Below are 25,991 nucleotides of genomic sequence, written 5' to 3' on the forward strand. Positions count from 1 at the left end.
GGAGATCGAGAAAGCATCGCTGCTGGCTGGCTGCAGTTGATACTGAGACGCTGTATCAATGAATTCTAGTTTAGGGGAATCAGGGATCGCGTCAAGTGGTGCGGGGAGGGACGCAGAAAAAGTTCGCAGTTTTCCCGACGTGCAAATCCGACCGATGTCTTGCGAGAAGAGAGGCGCCAGCTCTGGTCGTCCGCAGTTTTGGCGGGCAATCACGAAGATGAGCCGCTTAAGAGAGTGGAATCTCTTGCCGATCGTACGCTAACTGCATGTGGGCAGGCAGCTTGGCGTTTGTCTCTTGATGATCCATGCGGCAAGAGACATGGGTAAAATAGGTCTGCTTGGCGCCGATTTTCTCAGCCATCGCGACTGCTTCGTCGAGCGAAAAATGGGTGGGATGGGGATCGAAGCGGAGTGCGTCGAGGATCAGCACGTCGAGACCTTGCAGCAGCGCCAAGCTCTCCTCGGGGATCTCATTGGTATCGGTGCAGTAGGCGATATTGCCGATGCGGAAGCCAAGGACTTCAAATCGGGGACCATGTTTCAGCCGAATCGGCGTGACCTGGGCGCCGAGAACGGCGAACGGATGGAGGTCAATTCGTTGGAATTCTAGCGCGGGCGTCGCGCCCACGTGGGTCGGCGTCTGTTTGGAGAACGCATAGCTAAAAGCGGCGCGGATTTGCCGTTCTACGTTCTCTTCGCAAAATAGCGGGACCCCGTGCCCAAGGTAGAACTGGAAAACTCGGAGGTCATCCAGGCCATAGAGATGATCGGCATGTTGGTGCGTGTAGGCGACGGCGTGAACGATCCCGATATCTTCGCGCAGCAGTTGGGATCGCATGTCTGGCGGAGTGTCCACCAACAAATTTCCCTCGGGAAGTCCCCAAATGACCGAGCATCGCATCCGCTTGTTATGCGGATCGCAGCTAGTACAGACGGGGCAACCACAGCCGATCGCCGGCACGCCGACCGAGGTGCCTGTCCCGAGCAGGATCAATTTTCCGCGAATATCGCGAGTTTTGACGGGTTTGACGACGGAATTCAAAGCGGCGATGACCTAAGGTGTTGAGGAAACAAGCGTTTGGGCAAGTCGCTCAGCGTTCGACAAGCTGGAATGGATGATTGTTTCGGTCCTGGAGTCGGTTTTCAACCGCAGAACCGCCAGGCAGCCATGATCTTCAGGCAGTCGCAAGATTTGGCGATCAAGATGGACCGTTTTTCAGCGAACAGCTCTATTGGCCCCGATCGAAGCGCGGTTGACCGAGTGGTATAATCCTTATAAGCTACCCAGCGGAAAGGGTTTGCGCACATTTTGCCGGCGGAATTCGTGTCTTCTTCAGGACGTTTTCGCATCTGGCCTTTCCCTCCTTTTTAGACCCGACATAAGCAAAGCGACCGATGGAGTATTTGGAACGGATTTGGGAGCAAATTTGCCTGTTTTTCGGCGGTTTGCTCAGCGGTTTTGAACGACTGATCACGTCGATCTTCGGATCGTCGAATGCTCGGTACGTGAAGCGCCTGCAATCCACAGTCGACGCAATCAATGCGCTCGAATCAAAATACGAATCGATGAGCGAAGAAGAACTGCTCGATCAAACGCGGCTCTTTAAACAGCGACTTTCCGCAGGCGAAACGTTGGATGACCTGATGGTCGAAGCGTTCGCCGTCTGTCGGGAAGGGGGCAAACGCTTTCTCGGCATGCGCCATTACGACGTGCAGATGCTCGGCGGCATGGTGCTGCACAGCGGCGCGATCGCCGAAATGGTGACCGGCGAAGGTAAAACCTTGGTCGCGACCTTGCCGGCCTATTTGAACGCGTTGGAAGGGAAAGGGGTCCACGTCGTTACCGTGAACGACTACTTGGCTCGTCGCGATATGGAGTGGATGGCGCCGCTTTATCGCGGACTCGGTCTGACGGTTGGCGCGATTCAAAGCAACATGCCGGTTCACGAACGGCAAATCGCCTACTCGCTGGACATCACCTACGGTACGAACAACGAATTCGGCTTCGACTATCTGCGCGACAACATGCGTCCTGCGGCGCGCGGCGACGAGCGTTTCCCCAAAAGCTGGCAGCAGTCGCAAGGTCGATTGAACTACGCAATCATCGACGAAGTCGACAATATCTTGATCGACGAAGCGCGTACTCCGTTAATCATCTCGGGACCGGCGAATCAAGACAAAGGCAAGTATGAAGTCGCCGACAAAATTGCCCGCACGCTGAAAAAAGAAGTTCACTTTGAAGTGAACGAAAAGGATCGCAGCACGAACTTGACCGACGAGGGAGTTCGCGAAGCGGAACGTCTCGCCGGCGTCGAGAGCTTCTATACCGCGGGCAATATGGAATGGCCCCACCTGATCGACAACTCGCTCAAGGCGCATTTCCTTTACATTCGCGACGTGAACTATGTGGTGGAAGATCGCAAAGTGGTGATCGTCGACGAGCATACCGGTCGGAAGATGGAAGGTCGGCAATGGAGCGACGGCCTGCATCAAGCGGTCGAAGCGAAAGAAGGCGTGCCGATCAAAGAAGAGACGCAAACGCTGGCGACGATCACGTTGCAGAACTTCTTTAAGCTGTACGATAAAATCGGCGGCATGACCGGTACGGCGATGACCGAGGCGGGCGAATTGTGGAAGATCTACGAGTTGGAAGTGATCGCCATCCCGACTAATCGCGAGATGAAACGAATCACCCATTCGGACATCATCTACATGTCGGAAAAGGAAAAGTACGAAGCGGTCGCTGACGAGATCGAGCGGTTCCACAAGTGGGACGTGCTCGAGATGAAGGATGGAAGCGAACGCTGGGGTAAGCTGATTCGCGAAGACGAGAACGTCGTCGTCTTTGAAGAAAAAGGGGGCAAGGGGCGCACCGAATTCCCCCGCGCTCAAGTTCGCCATATCCAGAAAAAGGGACGGCCCATCTTGGTCGGCACCGTCTCGATTGAAAAGAGCGAACGCTTGTCGCACTTGCTCGAACGCCGCGGCGTGCGCCACCAGGTGCTCAACGCCAAGCAGCACCGTCGTGAAGCGGACATCGTCGCTCAAGCGGGACGCATCGGCTCGGTGACGATCGCCACCAACATGGCCGGTCGCGGTACGGACATCGTTTTGGGCGGCAATCCCGAGACGTTGGCTTGGGCGCAACTGCAAGACAAATATCCGACGCGTCTGGAAGTGCCGGAAGAAGAGTGGGAAACGCTGATCGCCGAAATTGAATCGCGCGAAAAGATGAAAGAAGAAGGCAAGGTCGTCCGCGATCTGGGCGGTCTGCATGTGATCGGCACCGAGCGGCATGAGTCGCGACGTATCGACTTGCAGCTGCGTGGTCGTTGCGGTCGTCAGGGGGATCCCGGCAGCAGCCGCTTCTTCTTGTCGCTGGAAGACGACCTGATGCGGATCTTCTTTGGCGATTGGATCCGCGGCTTCCTGATGAGCATGCCTGGCGGTATGAAGGCCGGCGAAGCGATCGAAAGCCGCATGGTGACGCGCCGCGTCGAAGGCGCTCAAAAGAAGATTGAAGAACGCAACTTCGACATTCGTAAGAATCTGCTCGAAAGCGACGAAGTGATGGACGAGCAGCGGAAGCGCGTCTATGGCTTCCGCCAGCGAATTCTGGATGGCGACGACTGCAAAGAGCTGATCCTCGACATGGTCGAACGTCAGACCGATCGCTTTGTCGATATGCTGTTGGCCAAAGATTACGGGGTCGAAACCTTCGCTCGTTGGGCCGGGATCGAATTGTCGTGTGAGCTGGATCCGCGCGACTATCGCGGTCTCGACATCACCGCCGCCGCCGAACATGCCAAGGACGAAGCCGAACGTCAGGCCGAATCGAACGTCATGGCCGCGATCGACGAAAATCTGCCGTCCGAAGAAGAAGAGTCGGAATGGAACTGGCAAGCGATGGCGCGCTTTTCCAATTCGATGTGGAAGACCAACTTCAGCGATCGCGACTTGAAAAAAGTGGGCCGTGATCATGTCGACACGCTGCTGGTCGAACGGGCCCGCGAGCAGATCCAAAAGGTCGATTTGACGGAAGGGGAGAAGTTTCTGGATCCCGATTTCGGCTACAAGAGCTTGGCCGGCTGGGTTCATTACAAGTTTGATTTGCAAGTCGCGGTCGAGGATTTCCGTGACAAAAGCAAAACCGATATCGCCGACATGATTTTGACGAAGGCGAAAGAGGCTTACGAACAAAAAGAATCGCAGTACCCGGTTTTGGCGGGCCTTTACAAGTTCAGCGACAAGTCAGGCGGTCGTTCGCGTTTGGATCGTGAAGGTCTGGTCGATTGGGCGACGCGGCGCTTTGAAATCAAAATCGAACTAGAAGATATCAAGAGCAAGCAACGCGATGAAATTCAGCGTTTGCTCGAAGAAAAAAGTCACGGTCATAGCCAGCAAGCCGCAGAGAAGATGCAGAAGGTCCGCGACAAGGTCGCGTCGATCTACGAATCCGGCTCGGACCATCAAACGTTGGCGATCGTCAGCGGCGGCAACGGCAAGCTGAACTCGCTCTCTGACTGGATCCGCACGACGATCAACAAAGACGTCGCAGCCGATGAATTGGCCTCGCTCGATCGGGCCGAACTTGAGAAGCGTTTGATTCGCGAAGTCAACGAACGCTATCGCCCAGAAATGACCCGGATGGAACGGAGCGTACTGCTGGAGTTGATCGATTCGATCTGGAAAGATCACCTGCTAGCGATGGATCATCTGAAGAGCGCCGTCGCGTTTTCTGGTTACGCCCAAGTCGACTCCAAGGTCGAGTTCAAACGCGAAGGCATGCGTTTATTCGAGAGCATGTGGCAGTCGATCGGCGAACGCGTCACCGACCTGGTCTACAAGATCGAAAGTCTGAACGAAGATTTCGTCAGCTCGACCTGGACCGAAACCGAAGCTCGTCATGACGAAGCAGGCTCGGCCGCGGCCGAACTCGCTCGTCAGCAGCAAGAGACCAATGAAGGTTCGGCCCCCGGCGAAAAGGAAGTGGTCGAGCCGATTCGCAACGTTGGCAAACGTGTGGGGCGTAACTCGCCATGTCCGTGCGGCAGCGGCAAGAAATACAAAGATTGTCATATGGGCAAAGACCGCGGAGTTACGTAGCATTGCCTGCCGATAATCAGAGAGCGGAGCCTGCCGGCGTTCTGCTTTCAATTTCCCCCTTGGATGCGTCGCTTGAACTGCTCGCCCCGTCGCGTCGCCGCTGTGCAATGAGACGGGCCCGGGAAAGGATTCCCTATGGGTTGGCTACTCAACTTCATCTATCTTGGCGCTCTCGTCGCGGCTGTTCCGTACTTCGCCTGGTCGGCGCTGGTGCGCGGGCGACGTCGCGGTGGACTGCTGCCAAAATTCTTCGGCCTCGTCACGTTTCGCCCAGGGGATCGTCCCTGCGTTTGGCTGCATGCGGTCAGCGTGGGCGAAGTCAATCTGCTAGCCACCATCATCCAGGCGATTCGCATCGAAACGCCCCACGTCGATATTTACGTCACCACCACCACGCATAGCGGATATGAGTTGGCTCGCGCCCGCTATGACGATTGCCTGGTCAGTTACGCTCCGCTCGACTTTAGCTGGGCGGTGAAGAGGGCGCTGCGGCGCATCCGCCCTCAGACGCTGATCCTGGCCGAATTAGAAATCTGGCCCAACATGATCCAGATCTCGAAACGGCAAGGGGTCAACGTTGTCGTGGTGAATGGTCGTCTGAGCGAAAAGAGCTATCAAGGCTATCGCCGCGTCGCGTCTCTGTTGCGGCCGATCATGCGGAAGCTGGACTGCATCGCGGTGCAAGACTGGACCTACGCCGAGCGATTTATCGCTTTGGGAGCGCCAGCCAAACGCGTGATCGCGACAGGCTCGTTGAAATTCGATGGAGCGGAAACCGACCGTCGCAATCCCAAGTCGCTGCGCTTGCGACGATTGGCGCAGATCCCCGCCGAAGCGATCGTCTTTCTCGCCGGCAGTACGCAAGCAGGCGAAGAAGCAGCGGCGCTCGACGCGTTTTTCTCGGCAGCGCCGCGTCATCCGCAGTTACGACTGATCCTGGTGCCGCGGCATCCAGAGCGTTTCGACGAGGTTGCGGCGATGTTGGATGATCGCAACGTCAACTGGTCGCGTCGCTCTTCGCTGGAGCAAAGCGTCGTTGACCCGACAGCCAATGTCCTGCTGATCGATACGGTGGGCGAACTTGGCGCCTGGTGGGGTCTGGCCGACATCGCGTTTGTCGGCGGCAGCTTTGGTCGCCGTGGCGGACAAAACATGATTGAACCGGCCGCCTATGGCGCGGCGGTCAGCTTTGGCCCCAACATCAAAAACTTTCGCGACATCGTCCAGTTGCTGCTGGACGCCGACGCCGCCGAGATGGTGCAAGACGAAGCGGCGCTGATCGACTTTGTGGGACGCTGTCTCGATGATCCGCAGCGGCGCGCCGCCTTGGGCGCCAACGCTCAGCAAGTGGTCGCTTCGCAGTTGGGCGCGGTGGAAAACACGCTCAAAGTGATTCGCCCTTTCTTGCCGAGGGCCGAAGTTAGTTATCGCCGAGCGGCGGCGTAGTATGCTGCGCCAGGCGTTAAGTTCCCCGCTCGCTTCTTCATCCACTCAACCCCCTGCGGAACCCCTGCGTTGATCATTGATGGGGGCGTTCTCCAGTTTCAGCAGGGACGAACGTCACATCGACGCCGCTATGCGCCAATCGTTTCGAGAACGCTTGCGACTCGCTGAATTCTACGTTCGAATCGTCCCGTGCATGGAACAGGAAGACGGGGCATTCCATCTGCTCGGCGCTCGCTAGAATAAGGGGACTTCGGTTTCGCAAATAGAAAACCTCCGGGAGCTCGATTCGATGACCAGCGCTTCTCCGCTCGATCAATTGATGCAGATGATTTGCGGCTATCAGGTTTCCCAGATCGTGCTTACGGTGGGGGAGTTGGGGCTGCCGGACATGCTCAAGCAGGGACCGAGATCGGTCGAAGATTTGGCGCAAGCGTGCGGCGCCAATCCAGACCGTCTTTACCGGTTGCTGCGTGCATCGGCGTCGGTCGGAATTTTTGCAGAAACAGAGTCGCGCGTTTTTACGACGACTCCCCTGTCAGAGCCGCTGCAAAGCGACCATCCGATGTCTTTGCAACCGTTGACGTTGATGATGGGCGTTGAGCATTACGCAACCTGGGGACGATTGCGCCGCGCCGTGCAGTCGAATGAGAACGCGTTTGAACAAGAGTACGGACTGCCGTTTTTTGACTATCTGGGCGAAAATCCAGAGCCGGCCGCGATTTTTGACGCCGCAATGACCAGTATTCATGGCCGCGAAACGGCCGCGATTCTCGCAGCTTATGACTTCTCGCAATTTGGCCTGATCGCCGATGTCGGAGGCGGCAACGGATCGAAGTTGATTTCGCTTCTCACAAAGCATCCGCAAGTGCGCGGCATGCTGGTCGATCTGCCGCATGTGGTGGAGCGGGCCGCTCCCAATTTTGTCGCCGCAGGCGTCAACGAGCGGATGACCTTGATCGGGGGCGACTTCTTTGTCGAAGTGCCCGCCGGCGCCGACGCTTACATGATGCGGCATATCATCCACGACTGGGATGATGAGAAGAGCGCGATGATTCTAAAAAACTGTCGCGCCGCAATGCAGCCTGGGCAAAAGTTGCTGCTAGTCGAATATGTGATCCCGGCCGGCAATGAGCCCTTTTTCGGCAAGTTGCTCGACCTGACGATGATGCTGATTCCCGGCGGCAAAGAACGAACCGAAGCCGAGTATCGCGATCTGGTCGCCGGTTGCGGTTTTCAGCTGCAGCGCGTAATTAACACCGACCAACCGATCTCGGTATTGGAGTCGACCGCGATCTAGTCGCTCGGCTCGCCGCGCTTATTTTGATTTGATATCGAGCAGCACCGGTTCCATTCTCGGCGTTACGTCAACGATCAGGTCGGTTGTCGCGGGGGAAGAATACAGCACCGCAGTGCCCTCCCAGGGGTGGGGAAGCTGTTTCTTGGCCGCTCAGCTTCGTATTTGTCATTGTTTTTTGTTGACGCATCCTGGAAATGGCGCCGCACGACCTCGATGGATGAAGTTTCTCCCCAAGTTGCCCCAATCCGCCGTTGTTAAAACCGTCTTAATGCTCCTATAATGCGCGTTTTGCTGAATCGTTCCCTTCCCATTCGGGGGCCGGGGGCGCAGTCGCGTAATATCGGTTAGGAGTGGGATCTAGTGGCTTCTGGAAAGTACTTGTTCACAAGCGAATCGGTCAGCATGGGTCATCCCGACAAGATGGCTGATCAGATTTCTGACGGCATCTTGGACGCTCTTTTGGCCCAGGATCCGATGAGCCGCGTCGCCTGCGAGACGCTGGTCAATACGGGTCTCGTCGTCATGGCCGGCGAAATCACGTCCAAAGCGGTTATCGACTATCAAGACGTCGCACGCTCGGTCGTTCGCGACATCGGCTACACCGATGACAAAATGGGCTTCAACGCCGATACCTGCGCCGTCATGGTGACGCTCGACAAACAGAGCCCCGACATCGCGCAAGGCGTGAATGAAAACAGCGAAGCCGGCAAGCAGATCGGCGCCGGCGACCAAGGCTTGATGTTTGGCTACGCTTGCAACCAAACGGAAGAGCTGATGCCGTTGCCGATTTCGCTCTCGCACAAGATTTTGAATCGCCTGACCGAAGCGCGTAAAGCAGGCGAAGTCAACTGGCTTCGTCCTGACAGCAAGAGCCAAGTAACGGTTCAGTTCGACGGCGATAAGCCGGTTCGAATCGACACCGTCGTCGTTTCGACGCAGCATTGCGACTCGGTCACCAACGCCGAGATTCGCAGCTACATCATGAACGAGATCGTGAAGCCGCTGCTGCCGGCGGAACTGGTCGATGGCGATATTACCTATCACATCAACCCGACCGGTAAGTTCGTGGTCGGCGGCCCGATGGGCGACTGCGGTTTGACCGGTCGCAAGATCATCGTCGACACCTACGGCGGCTGGGGTCGTCACGGTGGCGGCGCTTTCAGTGGTAAAGACGCGACCAAGGTCGATCGCAGCGCCGCTTACATGGGCCGTCACGTCGCCAAGAACATCGTCGCCGCTGGTTTGGCCGAACAATGCGAAGTGCAGCTTGCCTACGCGATCGGCGTGACCGAACCGGTTAGCGTGCATGTCGAAACCTTCGGCACCAACAAAATTGATGACGCTCGCATTGTTGAGCTGATTCGTGAGCACTTCCCGCTCAGCCCCGGCGGCATTATCGACTACTTGGATCTGCGTCGCCCGATCTTCCGCGCCACCGCCGCAGGCGGACACTTTGGCCGCGAAGAATTCCCGTGGGAAAGCACCAAGATGGCCGCTACGCTCGCTTCGGACGCCGGCGTCGCCGCCGCGGCCGGCTAGTTCACGAGTTCGTTTACCACGGTAAACCGACTTGCACGCTCAAAACCTTCCTGCCAAACTACCGCGGCAGGAAGGTTTTTTCCTGCGCCTCACCGAATGGATTCGTACGGATGTCTGACCAGCCCCCCAACAGCGAAGCTCGGCTCTTGCTTTTGCCGACCGCTTGGATCGGAACCATCGCACTAGCGCTTGCGTCGCTGCAAGCGATTTGGCTGCGGTTGGCCGGTTGGTCGTTGGTCGAAGTATCGGGGTTCGCCATCTTTTTCGCGGCGATCTTGTTGGCGGGGGTTTCTGCTTCGATCCGCGCACTCTGGCTCTACGGCGGACGATGTCGTTCGCTGCCGCAGGCCGAGTTCGCAATTGCGCTGACGCCGCTGGTTTGTTGCATCGTGTTGGCGGCCGCATTGACCAACAGCCAAATGTCGTCGTTTGTCGTCTTCTTGCTCTGGTTTGTGGTGGCCGCCGAAGAGGCGATTACGCTCCTTTTTTTCGTTCCGCAAATCTTACCCCTCAGTTTTCAGCGGCCCTCGTCTACGGCTCGCGATGAACTGCGTGCGGCGCACGCAGTTGAGGAGATCGCGCCGGCCAAGCCGATGACAACGCGGCGAGTTGATGAGCCAAGCGAATCTCGTTCGCCGCTCATGCCGACTCCGCCTCCACCGGCCGATGCGGAAGACAAGCTCTGGCGGTTTGATGAAGCCGAGGCCCAGGGCCCGCACTTTGTGGCCGGCAACGTCTCGCAACAATTGACCCGCGCCCGAGAAGCGACGACCGAGGTCGTCTACGGATATCTACGTGCCGATTTCGCCGCCGGAGAGCGCCATCAAACTTTGCACGTCGCGTTTTGTCCACCGCTGGCGCATATTCCAGAAGTTGAGATCTGTCAGGTCGACGGGCCTGAAGTTTCGGTGAAGACGACCTTAATCGAAGCGCATGGAGCCCGGGTCGAACTGCGCCGCAGCGGCGGACTAGAGGAAGCGGTTTCGGTGGTGCTCGAACTGCATGCCGCCGCTGATAACGGCGATCTGTAGGCGTGCTCCTTTGTGGGAATCGCAAGCGGCCCGGTTCTCGTGGTAGAATCAGAAGCTGTCGTCTCCTCTCTCGCTTCCTATCCACGGCGCTTTTCCGAATTTCGACTCTAGTTCTTGGAATGTTCCCTGACTCGCGGTTGTTCGATTTCTCAAACCGCCAATAATAGACGTTTTGTGGGGGAAGCCGATTATGGCCCGGTGGCCGCGACATGCTTGGACGACGCTGGCCACGTATGGCTTAATATTCGTCGGTTTTCCTCTTCTTTGCCTGGCGGCGTACGCGTTCGTACAGGGCTGGCTTTGGTAACTTCGGAATAAGGCCTGGCGAAATGTCGATTGATCCGCAACTCACCGCAAAACTAACCGACGCCGGCGAGCAGGAACTGTTGAACTATCTTCAGTCCGCCGATCCGCAGGTCGCCGCCCAACTATCCGCGCAATTGGCTGCAGTCGACCTGGAAGAGATCGCCGCGACGCTCGCGAAAAAAAGAAAAGCGGCCGCAGGACCACTAGAGATGACCTCTCCGCCGGCGATTCGCCTGGATGATGTCGCTCCGCGCATCAACGAGGCCGAAGCGATCGCTGCCGGCGAGCAGCTTCTGTCAGCCGGCAAGGTCGCCGCGCTGTTGGTCGCCGGAGGGCAGGGGACGCGACTCGGTTTTGACCATCCCAAAGGGATGTTCCCGATCGGCCCGGTCACCGATCGAACCCTGTTTCAGATCTTCGTCGAAAAGTTGATCGCGCGTGGAAATCGATACAACGCGGCGATCCCGTTGTATCTGATGACCAGCCCCGCAACGCATGACGAAACGGTCGAGTGCTTTGCGGCCAACGACAACTTCGGTTTGCCGGACTCTCAACTCAAGATCTTTTGCCAAGGAACGATGCCGGCGATCGACGCCGCGAGCGGCAAGTTGTTGTTGGCCAAACCCGATCAACTGGCGCTCAGCCCCGATGGGCACGGCGGCACTTTGGCGGCGCTGGTCAACAGCGGTTGCCTGGCCGACATGCAAAGTCGCGGTCTGGAAGAGGTCTACTATTTCCAGGTCGACAATCCGCTGGCCGATGTTTGCGAGCCCCTGTTTTTGGGATATCACCACTTGAGCGGCAGCGAGATGTCGACTCAGGTCGTCGCGAAACAGCGTCCTGAAGAAAAGGTGGGCGTCTTGGTCGAAGTCGACGGCCGTTTGCGCTTGGTCGAGTACAGCGAGCTGTCGGAAGAGTTGGCGGCCGAGCGCGACGCCAGCGGTTCGCTAAAGTATTGGGCCGGCAACATTGCGATTCATGGATTGAACGTCGATTTTTTGAGCCGGATGGCGGCCGATGCCGAGAGCCTGCCTTGGCATCTGGCTAGTAAGAAAGTTCCTTACTGCACTTTCCAGGGAGAACAAGTCGATCCGCAGGCGCCGAACGGGGTGAAGTTTGAGCGCTTCATCTTTGATTTGCTTCCGCACGCCAAAAACGCGATCGTCGTCGAGATCTTGCCGTCGACTACATTTGCGCCGGTCAAAAATGCCGACGGCGCTGCAAGCGACACGCCAAGCGCCGCTCGCGCCGCATTGACGGCGTTTTATGGGAAATGGCTGATGGAAGCAGGCGTTTCGGTAGAGTCAGGCGTCCCGGTCGAAATCAGTCCGCTGTTCGCGCTCGACTCCGAAGAGCTAAAATCGAAGGCTGAAGGAATGTCGCCGATCGTTGAACCAACGGTCTTTGGCGACTCGTCAGAATAGGAATGCACCCATGCTTCATGCTGTGATCATGGCCGGCGGAGCCGGTACTCGGTTTTGGCCTGCTAGTCGCGTCGACCGCCCCAAGCAACTGTTGGATCTGACCGGCGACGGCACGATGATTCAGGCCACGGCGTCGCGGCTAGGCGATCTGATGTCGCCTGAGCGACTCTTGATTGTCACTAACGAGCGCCTGGTCGAACCGATACAGCAGCAGTTTCCCAACTTGCCGGCCGCGGCGATTGTGGGGGAGCCTTGCAAACGCGACACCGCTCCCTGCATCGGTCTGGCGGCGCTGCTTGTCTCGCGCCATGATCCCGACGCGATCATGGTGGTGATGCCGTCGGACCATGTGATCTCGCCGGAGTCGGCGTTTCAGGCGGCCATTCGCTATGGCGCCGCGCTGGTCGCTGATTCTACTGACAAGATCGTCACGTTCGGCATTCAGCCCCAATACCCTGCAGAGACGTTTGGCTATATCGAACGGGGGGATTTGCTGACCAACGACGCGGCGGCGCCTCCGACGTTCAGCGTGGCCCGCTTTCGAGAAAAGCCGAAAGGGGATGTTGCCCGGGAATATTTTGAATCAGGGCGTTTCTATTGGAACTCCGGCATCTTTATCTGGAAAGCGAAGACAATTCTCGACGCGCTCCGTCGTCATGAGCCGGAGATGTTCGCCCATCTCGAAGCGATTGACGCCGCGTGGGGAACTCCCGAGCAAGCCAAAACGCTCACCGCCGAGTTCACCGCGATCCGCGGCAAGTCGATCGACTATGCCGTGATGGAGCATCATCAAGATGTTGCGGTCATCGAAGCTCCGTTTCTGTGGGATGACGTTGGCAACTGGCAAAGCTTGCAGCGACTGAACGATTCTGACTCGGACGGTAACACGGTGTTGGCCAATCATCTGGGAGTCGACACGCAGGAGTGCATCATCAAAGCGGACGATGATCACTTGATTGTGACTCTGGGCATGCGCGACGTGATCGTCGTTCATACGCGCGACGCGACGCTAGTCGCCGATAAGAACCGGGAAGAAGAAATTCGCGAAGTGGTCAAACAACTGCAAGCGAACGGCTGGGACGCTCATTTATGAGTGACGCAGCGCTTCCTGAAATTCCGACCGTCGGTCGAATCGCCGGCATCGATTTTGGCACGGTTCGCATCGGCGTCGCGATTACCGATCCCGACCGGATCTTGGCGAGTCCGTTTGAAAACTACACGCGCCGTTCGCTCAAAATCGATCGGCAATATTTTGAAGAGTTGGCCCGGCTAGAGCGGATCGTGCTGTTCGTCGTCGGCCTGCCGGTCCACATGAGCGGCAATGAGAGCGGCAAGTCGGGCGAGGCCCGCAAGTTTGGCCAATGGCTCGGCAAAATCACCGGCGTTCCGATCGTCTACTACGACGAACGTTTTACGACGAGCATCGCCAAAGATTACCTGGCCGGACTGGGAATGACCAAGCAAAAGAAAAAAGCGGTCATCGACAAACTGGCCGCCCAGATCTTGCTGACGGCCTATCTAGAAAACCCCGCCCGCGCTGATGCGGGGCTCGATTCGCTCGACGACTGAGAATCGCCGCAAGTCATCGCATCTATCTTTTTCCATGGTTGGCCCCGATAGCTCCGCTATCGGGGCCGACGAAGTCGGTTGGAGGCATCGAGCCGCGATCGGACCTAGCGCGGTGGTCGCCGCGCCGTTTGAAATAGCGAAATGGCCCCGAATTGCATACCGGGAACCAATGCCTCTTACGGCTGCGCCGCCCCGATAGCGAAGCTATCGCGGCCAACCATGCAAATAACGCAACGCCTAGATCGTCTCGGTTTCGGCGGCTTCGCTGGGCGATGCGGCCTCAAAGTCCGTTCCGCCGCGGGCTGCCGCGATCACCAGCACGACGCCGATCACCATCAATCCGGCGGCCACGTAAGCTGGCAACGTCATCGAGATCATCAACAGCGGAATTCCGAGGCCCGATCCAACAATGCGGGCCATCGAGTTGACGCTTTGCGCCAGACCGAGGATTTCGCCTTGCTTCTCGGGATCGCTACGGCGGGAGAGCAACGAATTGAGCGACGGAGTCACGAAGGCGAAGCCGCCGACGATGATCGCCAATGCTAAAAATAATAATCCGGTGGAGCCGGTCTTCACCGCCGCCGCAATCAGAAGAAAACCGATGATTTGCGCGATCCCGCCGGTCGCGGCCAACGTCCCTTCCGAAACGCGCCCCGCCAAGCGGCGGACGATTCCTCCTTGGACGATGGCCAAAGTCGCTCCGATAAAAGCGAACGTCAAACAGACCGCACGAAACGAAAAGTGAAACGGGCTATCCGGCAAACGACTGCCGTGGATCATCATCCCCAGCGTGGTTTCAAAGTTGGCGAACGAGAATACGCACACAAAGAAAGCGATCAACAGCCCGCGGATCGATTTCGTCCCCAGCGCCGTTCGCAGCGATCGGAGCGACAAGCCGCGATGCGTGTTCGAGGATCTTGCGGCGGTATCGCGCGGCATCGATTCAGGCAGCTTAAACCAGGCCAGGATCAGCGCGCCTGCAGAAAGGATCGCCGCGACATAACCGGGCCACGGACCAGGATCTCCTTCGCCGGTAGGCACCGCCAGAAAACCGAGCAGCGGCCCAAAGGTAAAGCCCAAGCCGAACGCCATGCCGATCAGCGCCATCCCTTTCGAGCGGTTCTCTAAACTGGTCGTATCGGCGATATAGGCTTGAGCGGTCGAGATCGTTGCGCCTGCGATGCCGGCGCCGATCCGCGCGACAAACAGCAGCCAGATGCATTGCCACTCGGTCGCGATGCCGAAGATCGCATAAAAGATCACGCTTCCCGACAGGCCGATCATGATCACCGGTCGTCGCCCGATCCGATCAGACAGCAGTCCCCAGAGGGGCGCAAACAGAAACTGCATCGCCGAAAAGCTGGCCATCAACAGGCCCAACTCAATCCCATGCTCGTCCACGCCAAACTGCGACGCGTAAATCGGCAGCAGCGGCAAGACGATGCCGAAGCCCAGCAGATCAATAAAGACCGTCAAAAAAATGACCGCGAGCGAGCCGCGGCTGGTCGTTTCGATTTTTTCGGCAGGTGCAGAGCTCATGCGGCGCGTTTACTTAAGAGAGTGATAATGGCGATGCGGCAGGAAAGGGGCCTATTGTAGCCTAGTTACCCGTTCTTGAAGCTGCACCTGAAGAAAATTTGGCTGGCATTTCTCTTCGTAGCCCGAAGCGCGAGCGAGCGAAATGCGGTGGCAAGCAAATGACCAATGTCTAAGGCCGAATGTCTAATAAAAGAAAGACTAGGTCTTCCGGTCTTCAATAGACATTCGACATTTTGCCCGAACGCATTTCCCTCGCTCGCGCTTTTTGGAGTTGCGCTATTTGCAATTCACGAACGATCGAACACGAATGAAAGACGTTCATACGGTCCGAATCCACCGAAAATCGTCACACTAGCCCGCCAGCGCCAGCGAGGGAATAGAGTTGGCGATCCTAACCCGGATTGAAGTGGCGAGCCGGATTCCCTCGCTTGCGCTGCGGGCTAGTGTTTTGTCAAACCGCTATTTTCGGCTTCCACGAAATCAGCCGCACGGCGTTAGCCGCGGTTTCTGTCACTAATTGTCTTTCGCAAATGAGTTCCCACCAGAAACCGGTGCTAACGCACTACGGCTAATAAGAACATGGCGCCCGAAAATTGTCGCGTGACGCAACACTAGTGTTCGATAGATTCGAAATAGCGCAACCTCAAAACTCGCGCTTCGGGCTACGAAGAGGGGTAGGCGCCGCCATTGGGCCGACTTTCCGCGGGGCGCCGCAGTTTCTATGATGCAGGCATGACTACTTACACGCCTGCCCAGCGAGACGAACTTCGCCGTCTCGACGCTTCGCAACTAGCCGCCCATCAACTAGCGCGTTTTAACGCGCTGGTCGCCGAAATCTTACCCCACAATTCGTTTTACGCCGACAAGCTGGGATCGCTGCACCACCCGCTTGAATCGCTCGATGCGATCGCGGAACTGCCGTTCACCTTCAAGGATGAGTTGGTCGGCAAGGTCGAATCAGGCGATTTGGCCGCAAATCGGACCTATCCGCTCGAGCGATACGTCCGATTTCACCGCACCAGCGGTACGCGCGGCCGTCCGATGGTCGTCATGGATACGGCAGCCGATTGGCAATGGTGGCTCGACGGTTGGCAGTTTGTGCTCGACGCGGCCGAGATCGGGCCGGAGGATCGCTGCTTCCTCGCGTTTAGCTTTGGGCCGTTTGTGGGGTTCTGGAGCGCCTTTGACGCGGTCGCCGCGCGCGGCTGTTTGGCGATTCCCAGCGGCGGACTCAGCACGATCGCACGGCTCGAACTGATTCGTCAAAATGGTGCGACCGCTCTCTTTTGTACGCCAACCTACGCTTTGCACCTGGCCGAGGTCGCGCAGCAGCAAAAGATGGATATCGCCGACACCAATGTTCATCGCATTATTTTGGCCGGTGAGCCCGGCGGCTCGATCCCCGCGGTGCGGCAGAAGATCGAATCGGCTTGGAACGCCAAAGTGATCGATCATACTGGGGCCACCGAAATTGGCCCGTGGGGATTTTCCGACGAAAAGCAGCGCGGCGTCTACGTGAACGAAGCGTTCTTTCTGGCCGAGTTTATCTCGGTTGATTCGGGTAAGTCGGCCAGCGAGTTAGAACTTTCGGAATTGGTCATCACCACGCTTGGTCGTTACGGCGCGCCGGTCATTCGCTATCGCACCGGCGATCTGGTCCGACCCAGCTGGAATCACAATGGTCCCTGCAATTTTGTCTTGCTCGAAGGAGGCGTCCTCGGCCGCGCCGACGACATGCTGATCATTCGCGGCGTCAATGTTTTCCCGTCGTCAGTCGAGCAAATCGTGCGCGGCTTTCCCGAGATTGTCGAGTTCCGCATGACCGCGCTGAAGCAGGGACAAATGGATCAGCTGTCGGTCGAAATCGAAGATCGTCTGAATCGCCCCGATCGGGTCGCCAAAGAGCTGCAGATTCGTCTCGGTCTTCGGATCGAAGTCACCTCGGTCGAAATCGGCTCGTTGCCTCGGTTCGAGGGCAAAGGTCGTCGCTTTGTGGATAAACGCTATGCCTCCTGAGTTTGTCGCGCGCTGTCGCGAGCAGTTTCCCGCTTTGCGTCGTGAGCAAAACGGCCAATCGATCGTCTACTGGGATGGTCCAGCCGGAACGCAAGTTCCGCAAAGCGTCGCCGATGCGGTCAGCGACTATTTGCTGCACCACAACGCCAACACGCATGGCGCGTTCGCGACCAGTCGCGAGACCGACGCGCTGATGGATGACGCGCATGCCGCCGTCGCCGATCTGTTGGGGGCCGGTTACTCAGACCTGATCGCCTTTGGCGCCAACATGACCAGTCTGACGTTCGCCCTTTCGCGAGCGCTGGCGCGAACCTGGCGCCCCGGCGACGAGATCATCGTGTCTGGCTTGGATCATGACGCCAACGTCAGCCCCTGGGTGTTGGCGGCGCAAGACGCCGGCGTTTCGGTCAAGCAGATCGCGGTCCGCTTGGATGACTGCACGCTCGATATCGAGGACTTGCGCAGCAAGCTTTCGAGCAAGACGAAATTGGTCGCCGTCGGCTGTGCGTCGAACGCCGTCGGCACGATCAATCCGGTCGCCGAGATCACCCGCTTGGCGCATGACGCCGGCGCGCTGGTCTTTCTCGACGCGGTTCATTACTCGCCGCACGCGCTGATCGACGTGACCGATTGGGGCTGCGACTTTTTGGCCTGTTCGGCCTACAAGTTTTTCGGTCCCCATGTCGGCATTCTCTACGGGCAACGGATGAGGATGGAGACGCTGCGTCCTTACAAGTTGCGGCCGGCGCCAGAGTCGCTGCCGGGACGCTGGATGACCGGAACGCAGAACTTTGAAGGGATCGCAGGCGTCGTCGCCGCGATTGAATATTTGTCGCAGGTCGCCGGCGTCGGCGGTTCGCGCCGCGATCAGCTGAAAGGGACCTACGCCAAGATTGTCGCCTACGAACAGACGCTCAGCGCCAAACTGCTGGCCGGTTTAGAAACGATCGACGCCGTCACCGTTTACGGCATTACTGATCCCCAGCGACTGGAAGAGCGATTGCCGACCTTTTCGATTCGGCATCAGGCGCTGCCCCCCAAGCAGTTGGCGAAATACTTGTCGGACCGCGGCGTCTTCGCCTGGCACGGCAACTACTATGCGTTGCCGCTGACCGAAGCGCTCGGACTCGAGCCGGAAGGCGCCGTGCGATTGGGGATGGTTCATTACAACACGCCCGATGAGATCGATCGCGTGTTGGCAATTTTGCGCGAGTTGGAGTAAGCGATGTCGGCCATTCCTGAGCAGCTAAAACTACTGGACGATGGACGACTATGGATCGAGTGGTCCGACGGCGTGCAGTTGGTCTACCCGGTTCGCGACTTGCGCGACTCGAGCCCCGATGCGCTGACCCGCGAGAAGGCCCGCTTGGCGGCGGAGAAACCGTCGACCGAGTTGACGATTTTGGCCCCCGAAGAATTGGCGCCGCTCCGCATCACCGGCATGCAGCCGATCGGCCGCTACGCCTATCAGATTCAGTTCAGCGATGGGCATGACTCCGGCATCTACACCTATGAGTATCTCTACTCCCTAGGCAAGCCGCTCCCACCATCCGATTAAAACATCATCAGCTCGCGCCATTCCAGCGCCGCTAAGTCCGGACGCCGCAGCAGTTGCAGCATCACGACAACCGTGATCGAAACCGCGATCGTCAGCAAGATCGCGCCATACGGATTGGGCGTGGTCGTCTCGCGCCGCAGTGCGCCGCCGAGCGCCAGTTCTAAGCGTCGCCAGGACAAAAAGTCTTGGCGAGCGCCGACCGAGTTGATCTGCACGTTACGCATCGCCGTCGATTCTTCCAGCACCAGGTGAATGCCGAGCGAAGGGAAGAGGATCGCGTCGCCGGACCAGCGCGCTTCGGAGTCGAGCTCGTTCGCGACGCGCCGCAGGACCGGTTTCAATTGATCGATGGTCGAATTGAAGACGACCAGCCGCGGCCGCTCCATCAGCACCCAAAAGGTGACTGCCAAAAAGTAGAGTGACAGCATCAGCAGCCAGATGTAAGGGCCAAACAGGGCCGCCGCGTTGTCAGGCAAGAACAGCTTCATCGGCCCGGCGATCATCAAACCAACCACCGCGACCCCCAGCGAGTACGAATCGCGTCCCCCGGTCGTCAAAAACGGCCGCCGCGACAAGTTGATCGCCCCCAACAAAAACATGTAGGCGGCCAGCGGGCAAAGTGCGATGCAAAGATGAAGTGGGTTCATGCCGTACTTTTTCAGCCGAGATGTTGACGCCGCGCACAAGGGCGCCCGCCAAAGGGGGAAAACCTCGATTCTAAGGTCGGTCCGCCGATTTGGCCACGACTTGACCCAACCAGCTCGGCCGATATTTGGGCGAATCGCCTGATGTTCTAAGATCGAAAGCGTTTTTTAGTCGGTAGTTGCGTCCGCAGGCCTTCCCATTTAAAATGCGAAATTCCCAAGTAAGTCTCGGCCTACCCCAGACTTACTTGTCGAAAAGATGGCGAACCGCCCCCGGGCGAAAGCCGTCCTAAAAATGCCCAGCCGAAGTGGCGGAATTGGCAGACGCGCTGGATTCAAAATCCAGTTCTCGCAAGGGAGTGTGGGTTCGATTCCCACCTTCGGCACTAAGCTTAACTGCTTAGAAAACAACGATTTACGTGAAACGCTCGTGCTTCATTGGCACGAGCGTTTTTTCGTTGAATGCTTGGTTGCAGGGTGCTTTGTGCGGATAACGGCGCCCGCGCCCTGCGGCTTCAACTTCGAAGTCGCTTCGGCGATACTGCTGATCTCGCTTTACCTCGGACTCGTGTCGTGTCTCTGGACGCCTGCCTGGCGGCATTTGTAAGCGGTCCGCGTAATCCGCCATTGAATCGTGTGAAAGTAATATGCCGGATTCTCTCCAGTCGCTTGGCGGCGTGGCTCTGTTCGCGCTGATTCCGCTGCTTGCCGCGATTAGCGGTGCGGTGATCGCCGCGTACCGACCACCCAACTCGACCGTGCGTAGCTACATTCAACATCTCGCCGCCGGGGTCGTGTTTTCTGTCGTCGCCGTCGAACTGCTGCCGCAGATTGTCGCCAAGCATGAACCTTTTGAAGTCGCCCTCGGATTCTCGCTCGGCGTGGCGGTCATGCTGGGCATTCGGCATCTCGCGAAGCGGTTCGGCGAAGACAAGCCATCCGACGCCAAGGGAACAACCGGATTGCTGGCCGCCGTTGGCGTCGACATCGCGCTCGATGGTCTGTTGATCGGGATCACCTTCTCCGCCGGAGAAACGGCGGGTCGCTTGCTGACGTGCGCGCTGGCGATTGAACTGCTCTCGCTCGGTTTGGCGGTTGCGGCTGCGCTCGGAAAAGCAGGCGCAAGTCGGCGGCGGATCATCACCACAACCACGCTATTGTTCTCCTTGGTCGTCGTTGGCGCCGCCGTCGGCGCGTTGTCGCTGCAAAACGCTTCGCAGGAATTTTTAGAACTCGTACTCTCCTTCGGCTTAGCGGCGCTGCTCTATCTCGTCACCGAAGAATTGTTAATCGAAGCCCACGAAGAACCCGAAACGCCGCTCGCCACCGCAATGTTTTTCGGAGGATTTTTACTGTTCTTGATCTTGGGAATGCTCGAATAGGCGGCGGTTGAAAAGCAAAGTCGGGCGCCATGGCCACGGCATCCGCGCGTGGTAACGCAACTAGGCGCCGCGATTGCGTTACCACGCTGGGTTCGTTGGGGACGTGGTCAGCAGCGCGTCTTGACGCACCCTACAAAACTACGAAACTAAGCGAAGCATCCGGGGCGACGCAAATCTCGCCCATCATCACCAAAGAAGCCGCGAAGAGCCTGTCTTCTCTCTTGCAAAAGCGCACAGACTTGTGGTCGATTTCATATCGCTGGTCGGACCTTCTTGCGCGGCTTCTGGTTTGGAAAGGAGCGGCGAAATTGGTCTGGCTGGTTCCCGATGTCAGATCTTTGAAAATTCATGGGACTGATCGCGGCGGCGCGTGGTGACGAATTTTAAATTGCCCAAATTGACATTCGCCGTTTGCGGATGTCGCGAAAAAAAACGCGCTCGAGTCCAGTCCACATTGTGAAACGAATCACGAAGGTCGAGGCCCGAATTGCGAAGGCGGCACGAATCGACGTTGAGGTAGTCCATCGGTGGAATAGTGGACGTGTTTAACACGATAGAGTTCCCTGGGACGAAGTAAGAAAAATGGCATCGATCCAGTCCGCTCGTTCACCCAGAAAAAAATGCATCGGTCCTGTCCAATGCGGTCCTGTCCAATGCGGTCCTGTCCAATGCGGTCCTGTCCGATCCGGTCCAACGCAGGCGTCAGGGGGAGATTGCCAAACTTCCCCGATTAACAGCGGGGCCCTTTGCGGATGCCGCTGAAAAAACGTCGCGGTCCTGTCCGGTCCGCAATTGCGCGGTTAGCGCACACGGGGTGCGAAGCGGGTGGGGGTTTTCTCGGCGGCGGACGCAGCTAGCCTATTAGCGAAAGCAACGAAGTAATAATGACGCGGCCGCGGCCGCCTCTTTTTTTTAGCCAAAAGACGACGGAACCTACACAGATGAAGAAGCGAGCATTGGGTCGATCGGGGATTGAAGCCTCGGTGGTGGGGTTTGGGGCTTGGGCGATCGGCGGATGGACTTGGGGCGGCGCCGACGAGAGCGAGTCGATTCGCGCGATTCATGCGTTTTTGGACGCCGGCGGCAGTTTGATTGATACGGCGCCTGTTTATGGGTTTGGCGCTAGTGAAGAAGTGGTCGGCAAAGCGATCGCCGATCGGCGCGACCAGGTCGTGTTGGCGACCAAATGTTCGATGCGCTGGGATTTGAGCGACCCGCAAAAAGAGCGCGCCAAGAAACGGTTTTCGACGACGCGGCAAAATGTCGACTGGACCGGGGAAACGTCGGACGAAAGTTTTGACGTCTACATTTACAACGGACGCGATGGGATTCGCGAAGAAGTCGAGCGAAGTTTGCGGCGGCTGCAGACCGATGTGATCGATCTTTATCAAACGCATTGGCAGATGGACGCGACGCCGATCGAAGAGCGGATGGGCGCGCTGGAAGAACTGAAACAAGAAGGGAAGATTCGCGCGATCGGTGTTTCGAATGCGAGCCCCGAGCAGATTGACCAGTATCGCCAGTTTGGACAAATCGATACGGATCAAGAAAAGTACTCGATGCTTGATCGGGAGATGGAGATGGCGAACTTGGCGAAGTGCGCCGACGAGCAGATCGCGTTTCTCGCTTATAGTCCGCTAGGACAAGGATTGTTGACCGGCAAGATTACGCCGGAGCGCGAGTATGACGAAGGAGATCAACGCCGCTTCAAAGATCGCTTCAAGCCGTCGAATGTGCGCAAAGTGCAAGCGATGCTCGAGCCGATGCTGCCGATCGCGGCGCGGCATCAAGTGAGTCTCTCGCAACTGACGATGGCCTGGACGCTCGCCCAGCGCGGTTGTTCGCATGTGCTGTGCGGCGCACGAAATCCGCAGCAAGCGATCGACAACGCCGGCGCCGGCGACGTTGAACTGACGAGCGAAGAGATCGCCGAAATCAGTCGTGCGGTGCAAAGCTATGGCGGCGTCTAGAAAGAAGTTTTTAGAACTTGTCGATCGATAATCACGGACTAATTTGCGAAGCGATAAGGAATCGAACGTAATTCATTGCGTAAATCAAAGGTGGGGGCGTAGCATTTTGCACTTTTGCGCTGCTGTATTCCGTCTTCATGATTCGTTAACTTGATGTTCTGTGAGGCGCCAAGTAGACTCCGGACAGCTGGAGAACCGAACCTCCCGATAGGGGACGACCGTTCGGTTCACCGTCTTCCGCTTTCTCCGTGTCGCCCGCCCAATTTCTACCGAGACCTTCGCTATGTGCGCCCAACGCATTCATCTCCCTGGCCAAACGTGGAACCGTCGTCAAATCTTGGCCTGGGGAGGATCGCTGTTGGCCGCCTGGCCGACGTTGGAAGGGATCGCTTCGGCCGGCTTTCGCCGCAATGTCGCGATCGGCGATTATCCCTTTGCGTTGGGAGTCGCGTCGGGCGATCCGGCGCCGGATGGTTTTGTGATCTGGACGCGTCTGGCGCCCAAGCCGCTGGAAGAGACCGGCGGCATGCCCAACGAGAATGTCGAAGTCCGCTGGACGGTTTGCCATGACGAAGCGATGACGAAAGTCGCCGCGCAAGGAACCGTGATTGCGACGCCTGACATGGGGCATTCGGTCCATGTCGAAGTGCCGGGGCTCGATCCGAATCGGTGGTACTTTTATCAGTTTGCCGGCGCTGGCGAGATTAGCCCAAAGGGCCGCGCTCGCACCGCGCCGAAGCCGGAAGAGACGCCGAGCAACTTGAAGTTCGCCTTTGCGTCGTGTCAGCATTATGAGTCAGGCTACTTCACCGCCTACGATCATCTGGCGCGTGAAGGTTTTGATTTGGTCGCTCACCTGGGGGACTATATCTACGAGCGGGAAGGGAAAAACGGCAAGCTGCGGGCGCATGCCGGGCCCCACTTGGATCAGTTGGCCGACTACCGCGTTCGCCATGCTCAATACAAGACTGATCCGCATCTGCAAGCGGCGCATGCGATGTGCCCTTGGCTGGTGACTTGGGACGATCACGAATTTGAGAACAACTACGCCAACGACATTTCGGAGCATCCCCAGTCGGATCGCGCGAAAGCAGACGCTTACATGCGGCGACGGGCCAACGCTTACCAAGCGTATTACGAAAACATGCCGCTGCGCACGGCCCAGATGCCGACTGGACCTGACATGCAGTTGTATCGCAGCGTGAAGTACGGCAAGTTGGTCGACTTTGACGTGTTGGATACGCGGCAATACCGGACCGATCAACCATGCGGCGATGGCAACAAGGCGCCGTGCAACGAAGTCTTTCATCCCGAGGCGACCATCTTGGGACCCAAGCAGGAAGCATGGCTCGCCGACGAAATCGCCCATTCGGACAGCATCTGGAACGTACTCGCCCAGCAGGTGATGATGGGCCGCGTCGATCGCGATTCGAGTGACGCGGTTGGCTATTCAATGGATCAGTGGCCCGGCTACGAAGTCAATCGTCAGCGGATGTTGAACTTTTTCGCTCAACACCCCGAGAAGAATCCGGTGGTGCTGACCGGCGACATTCACTGCAACTGGGCGAACGACTTGCAGGTCAACTGCGAGGATGTCGATTCGCCGGCGGTCGCGGTCGAATTTGTCGGCACTTCGATCAGCTCTGGCGGAGACGGGTCGGAAGAGCGAAAAGATACGGCGCTTGTTATGGCGCAGAACCCTTTCGTCAAGTTCAACAACTACGAACGGGGCTATGTCGCCTGCGAGATCACGCCGCAGACCTGGACCACGCACTATCGCACGGTCCCATTTGTCAGCAAGCCAGACGCGCCGCTCAACACGCGCGCCAGTTTTGTCGTGGAAGCCGGCAAGCCGGGGTTGAATCGAGCGTAAGGCCAAAGGTTGTGAAGTGGCGCGATTTCCATGGTTGGCCGCGATAGCTCCGCTATCGCGGCGGCGCAGCCGTAAGCGGACTTAGTTAGCGGATTGCAGCGGATGGGAATTTTCGATCCTAATTCGCCGAACCAACAACCGGTAGACGCCAACCGGACGCGGCTTGGCGTTAACCCACTTTCTTCAAGAAGGTGACGCGACCGCCTTCGACCCATTCAGTCACGAAAATATTGCCATCTTTGTCAAAGCATGCGTCGTGCGGATGAACAAACTTGCCGTCGAGCCAGCGATCGCGCTGCTTGCGCATTTTCATGCCGTCGCCTAAGACGGCGGCGCGCCACTCGGGGTCATCTCCGAGCTGCGTGATCACGTTGTTATCTTTATCGAGGAGCGTGATCCGGGCGTGCAGATCAGGGACCAGCATCACTTCGCCCTGGATGTCGATATCGGCTGGGAAGAGGAGGTCATTCACAAAGCCGAGATGTTCGCCGGTGGGCGAGAAGTATTGCAGCCGCGCGTTGGCCCGATCGGCGACGGCGAGCGCTGGAGTGCGGCCAGGACGGTTGTCGAACCACATGCCGTGCGGCGTGCGCATCTTGCCGGGCTCGGTTCCGGCGCCTCCCCAGGTGCGGACCCAGTTGGCGTCTTTGTCGTATTGATGGATGTAGTGCGAGCCGTAACCGTCGCCGATGTAGAAGCCGCCGTCAGGAGCGAACGCAACGTTGGTCGGCCGATAGCCGGAAGCGTCTTTGTAGACGCCGGGCTCTTGCGGGAAGTCCTTCTTCCAGACGACGTCGCCCAGCAGGTCGGTTTTGATCACTTGGCGATTTTTAACATCGGATAGATAGAGAAACTCTTGGCCATCTTCATTGCGAATGTCGATACCGTGCCCGCCGCCGTGATACTGTTTGCCGAACGAACGAACCGCTTTGCCGGTGGGATCGAACGCGACGATCGCATCCATCGGCTGACTGCCGCCGTGCTGATGTTTGATGTAGATCAGGCCGGCCTGATCGATGCAAACGCCGTGCGTCGCGCCCCACTCGACCGACTTGGGCAACTCGCCCCAGTAATGGTGACATTCATAAGTGTGCTCACCGGCGCCCACTGTTTTCGCTTTGCCGCCCGACTTGTCGTCGGCATGCAGCAGCAACGGGGAAGCAGCCACGGCGGCCGCTGCGGCGGAAGTTTGCAAGAAGCGGCGACGGGTCGACTGCGGTTGAGATGCAGACATGCAGGGGCTCCTGAGGCGCGAAATAGAATCGGGGGCGGAAGAGCAGGAACCCGCTAT

The 25,991-nt window shown here is 57.9% G+C and carries 18 protein-coding genes and 1 tRNA gene; 15 read left to right on the forward strand and 4 right to left on the reverse strand.

The window, feature by feature from the left end; genetic code table 11:
• Positions 1 to 226: 226 nt before the first annotated feature.
• The gene (locus M4951_RS04005) at positions 227 to 1,042 is read right to left on the reverse strand and encodes an MBL fold metallo-hydrolase (RefSeq protein WP_262025197.1); all 816 of its coding nucleotides are present in this window, start codon (positions 1,040 to 1,042) and stop codon (positions 227 to 229) included.
• Positions 1,043 to 1,395: 353 nt separating this feature from the next.
• Here M4951_RS04005 and M4951_RS25575 point away from each other — a divergent pair, with 353 nt between their 5' ends.
• The 8 genes from M4951_RS25575 (at position 1,396) to ruvX (ending at position 13,718) form a co-directional block, all read left to right on the forward strand.
• The gene (locus M4951_RS25575) at positions 1,396 to 5,106 is read left to right on the forward strand and encodes an SEC-C metal-binding domain-containing protein (protein ID WP_315985758.1); all 3,711 of its coding nucleotides are present in this window, start codon (positions 1,396 to 1,398) and stop codon (positions 5,104 to 5,106) included.
• A gap of 135 nt (positions 5,107 to 5,241) precedes the next feature.
• On the forward strand, positions 5,242 to 6,552 hold the full coding sequence (locus tag M4951_RS04025; protein WP_262025198.1) for a 3-deoxy-D-manno-octulosonic acid transferase: 1,311 nt from the start codon (positions 5,242 to 5,244) through the stop codon (positions 6,550 to 6,552).
• A gap of 289 nt (positions 6,553 to 6,841) precedes the next feature.
• Complete coding sequence (locus M4951_RS04030; RefSeq protein ID WP_262025199.1) at positions 6,842 to 7,849, forward strand: acetylserotonin O-methyltransferase; 1,008 nt, start codon at positions 6,842 to 6,844, stop codon at positions 7,847 to 7,849.
• A gap of 402 nt (positions 7,850 to 8,251) precedes the next feature.
• Positions 8,252 to 9,388, forward strand: a complete 1,137-nt coding sequence (gene metK, locus M4951_RS04035) for a methionine adenosyltransferase (RefSeq protein WP_410050428.1) — start codon at positions 8,252 to 8,254, stop codon at positions 9,386 to 9,388.
• Between the two features lie 110 nt (positions 9,389 to 9,498).
• On the forward strand, positions 9,499 to 10,419 hold the full coding sequence (locus tag M4951_RS04040; protein WP_262025201.1) for a hypothetical protein: 921 nt from the start codon (positions 9,499 to 9,501) through the stop codon (positions 10,417 to 10,419).
• 329 nt (positions 10,420 to 10,748) lie between these two features.
• The gene (locus M4951_RS04045) at positions 10,749 to 12,149 is read left to right on the forward strand and encodes a UDPGP type 1 family protein (RefSeq protein ID WP_262025202.1); all 1,401 of its coding nucleotides are present in this window, start codon (positions 10,749 to 10,751) and stop codon (positions 12,147 to 12,149) included.
• A 10-nt stretch (positions 12,150 to 12,159) separates the two neighbouring features.
• Complete coding sequence (locus tag M4951_RS04050; protein ID WP_262025203.1) at positions 12,160 to 13,242, forward strand: mannose-1-phosphate guanylyltransferase; 1,083 nt, start codon at positions 12,160 to 12,162, stop codon at positions 13,240 to 13,242.
• Positions 13,239 to 13,718, forward strand: coding sequence for a Holliday junction resolvase RuvX (gene ruvX, locus M4951_RS04055; protein ID WP_262025204.1), 480 nt, complete (start codon positions 13,239 to 13,241; stop codon positions 13,716 to 13,718). Before M4951_RS04050 ends, ruvX begins: the two co-directional genes overlap by 4 nt.
• 237 nt (positions 13,719 to 13,955) lie before the next feature.
• Here the strand turns inward: ruvX and M4951_RS04060 are convergent, their stop codons facing one another.
• Positions 13,956 to 15,257, reverse strand: coding sequence for an MFS transporter (locus M4951_RS04060; RefSeq protein WP_262025205.1), 1,302 nt, complete (start codon positions 15,255 to 15,257; stop codon positions 13,956 to 13,958).
• A gap of 732 nt (positions 15,258 to 15,989) precedes the next feature.
• Here M4951_RS04060 and M4951_RS04065 point away from each other — a divergent pair.
• From M4951_RS04065 to M4951_RS04075, 3 genes are read left to right on the forward strand one after another with little or no spacing between them, the layout of a single operon-like run.
• Positions 15,990 to 17,273 carry a phenylacetate--CoA ligase family protein gene (locus tag M4951_RS04065; protein WP_262025206.1) on the forward strand — a complete coding sequence of 428 codons (1,284 nt, stop codon included), beginning with the start codon at positions 15,990 to 15,992 and terminating at the stop codon, positions 17,271 to 17,273.
• The gene (locus M4951_RS04070; protein WP_262025207.1) at positions 17,263 to 18,495 is read left to right on the forward strand and encodes a cysteine desulfurase-like protein; all 1,233 of its coding nucleotides are present in this window, start codon (positions 17,263 to 17,265) and stop codon (positions 18,493 to 18,495) included. The genes M4951_RS04065 and M4951_RS04070 overlap by 11 nt, the downstream gene beginning before the upstream one ends.
• Before the next feature lie 3 nt (positions 18,496 to 18,498).
• Complete coding sequence (locus tag M4951_RS04075) at positions 18,499 to 18,831, forward strand: DUF971 domain-containing protein (RefSeq protein WP_262025208.1); 333 nt, start codon at positions 18,499 to 18,501, stop codon at positions 18,829 to 18,831.
• Here the strand turns inward: M4951_RS04075 and M4951_RS04080 are convergent.
• Complete coding sequence (locus M4951_RS04080; protein ID WP_262025209.1) at positions 18,828 to 19,478, reverse strand: hypothetical protein; 651 nt, start codon at positions 19,476 to 19,478, stop codon at positions 18,828 to 18,830. The genes M4951_RS04075 and M4951_RS04080 overlap by 4 nt on opposite strands.
• A gap of 299 nt (positions 19,479 to 19,777) precedes the next feature.
• Between M4951_RS04080 and M4951_RS04085 the strand changes: the two genes are divergently transcribed.
• The 4 genes from M4951_RS04085 to M4951_RS04100 all read left to right on the forward strand — a co-directional run bounded on the left by M4951_RS04085 (position 19,778) and on the right by M4951_RS04100 (position 24,700).
• A tRNA-Leu gene (locus M4951_RS04085) sits at positions 19,778 to 19,861 on the forward strand.
• Between the two features lie 261 nt (positions 19,862 to 20,122).
• Complete coding sequence (locus tag M4951_RS04090; RefSeq protein ID WP_262025210.1) at positions 20,123 to 20,857, forward strand: ZIP family metal transporter; 735 nt, start codon at positions 20,123 to 20,125, stop codon at positions 20,855 to 20,857.
• 941 nt (positions 20,858 to 21,798) lie between these two features.
• Entirely contained in the window at positions 21,799 to 22,827 is a 1,029-nt protein-coding gene (locus M4951_RS04095; RefSeq protein WP_262025211.1) for an aldo/keto reductase, read from the forward strand.
• Between the two features lie 283 nt (positions 22,828 to 23,110).
• Positions 23,111 to 24,700, forward strand: coding sequence for an alkaline phosphatase D family protein (locus tag M4951_RS04100; RefSeq protein WP_262025212.1), 1,590 nt, complete (start codon positions 23,111 to 23,113; stop codon positions 24,698 to 24,700).
• Between the two features lie 169 nt (positions 24,701 to 24,869).
• On the opposite strand, the gene M4951_RS04105 is transcribed toward M4951_RS04100, so the two are convergent.
• A complete protein-coding gene (locus M4951_RS04105; RefSeq protein WP_262025213.1) occupies positions 24,870 to 25,934 on the reverse strand; it encodes a twin-arginine translocation signal domain-containing protein in 1,065 nt (354 codons plus the stop codon).
• Positions 25,935 to 25,991: the final 57 nt, after the last annotated feature.

This window comes from Blastopirellula sp. J2-11, assembly GCF_024584705.1.
In the GTDB taxonomy this organism is placed as follows: domain Bacteria; phylum Planctomycetota; class Planctomycetia; order Pirellulales; family Pirellulaceae; genus Blastopirellula.

Bases quoted from the DNA above. Each gene is read 5' to 3' on its own strand.
- M4951_RS25575 (WP_315985758.1), top strand. From the start codon at position 1,396: ATGGAGTATTTGGAACGGATTTGGGAGCAAATTTGCCTGTTTTTCGGC.
- M4951_RS04025 (WP_262025198.1), top strand. From the start codon at position 5,242: ATGGGTTGGCTACTCAACTTCATCTATCTTGGCGCTCTCGTCGCGGCT.
- M4951_RS04030 (WP_262025199.1), top strand. From the start codon at position 6,842: ATGACCAGCGCTTCTCCGCTCGATCAATTGATGCAGATGATTTGCGGC.
- metK (WP_410050428.1), top strand. From the start codon at position 8,252: ATGGGTCATCCCGACAAGATGGCTGATCAGATTTCTGACGGCATCTTG.
- M4951_RS04040 (WP_262025201.1), top strand. From the start codon at position 9,499: ATGTCTGACCAGCCCCCCAACAGCGAAGCTCGGCTCTTGCTTTTGCCG.
- M4951_RS04045 (WP_262025202.1), top strand. From the start codon at position 10,749: ATGTCGATTGATCCGCAACTCACCGCAAAACTAACCGACGCCGGCGAG.
- M4951_RS04050 (WP_262025203.1), top strand. From the start codon at position 12,160: ATGCTTCATGCTGTGATCATGGCCGGCGGAGCCGGTACTCGGTTTTGG.
- ruvX (WP_262025204.1), top strand. From the start codon at position 13,239: ATGAGTGACGCAGCGCTTCCTGAAATTCCGACCGTCGGTCGAATCGCC.
- M4951_RS04060 (WP_262025205.1), bottom strand. From the start codon at position 15,257: ATGAGCTCTGCACCTGCCGAAAAAATCGAAACGACCAGCCGCGGCTCG.
- M4951_RS04065 (WP_262025206.1), top strand. From the start codon at position 15,990: ATGACTACTTACACGCCTGCCCAGCGAGACGAACTTCGCCGTCTCGAC.
- M4951_RS04070 (WP_262025207.1), top strand. From the start codon at position 17,263: ATGCCTCCTGAGTTTGTCGCGCGCTGTCGCGAGCAGTTTCCCGCTTTG.
- M4951_RS04075 (WP_262025208.1), top strand. From the start codon at position 18,499: ATGTCGGCCATTCCTGAGCAGCTAAAACTACTGGACGATGGACGACTA.
- M4951_RS04080 (WP_262025209.1), bottom strand. From the start codon at position 19,478: ATGAACCCACTTCATCTTTGCATCGCACTTTGCCCGCTGGCCGCCTAC.
- M4951_RS04090 (WP_262025210.1), top strand. From the start codon at position 20,123: ATGCCGGATTCTCTCCAGTCGCTTGGCGGCGTGGCTCTGTTCGCGCTG.
- M4951_RS04095 (WP_262025211.1), top strand. From the start codon at position 21,799: ATGAAGAAGCGAGCATTGGGTCGATCGGGGATTGAAGCCTCGGTGGTG.
- M4951_RS04100 (WP_262025212.1), top strand. From the start codon at position 23,111: ATGTGCGCCCAACGCATTCATCTCCCTGGCCAAACGTGGAACCGTCGT.
- M4951_RS04105 (WP_262025213.1), bottom strand. From the start codon at position 25,934: ATGTCTGCATCTCAACCGCAGTCGACCCGTCGCCGCTTCTTGCAAACT.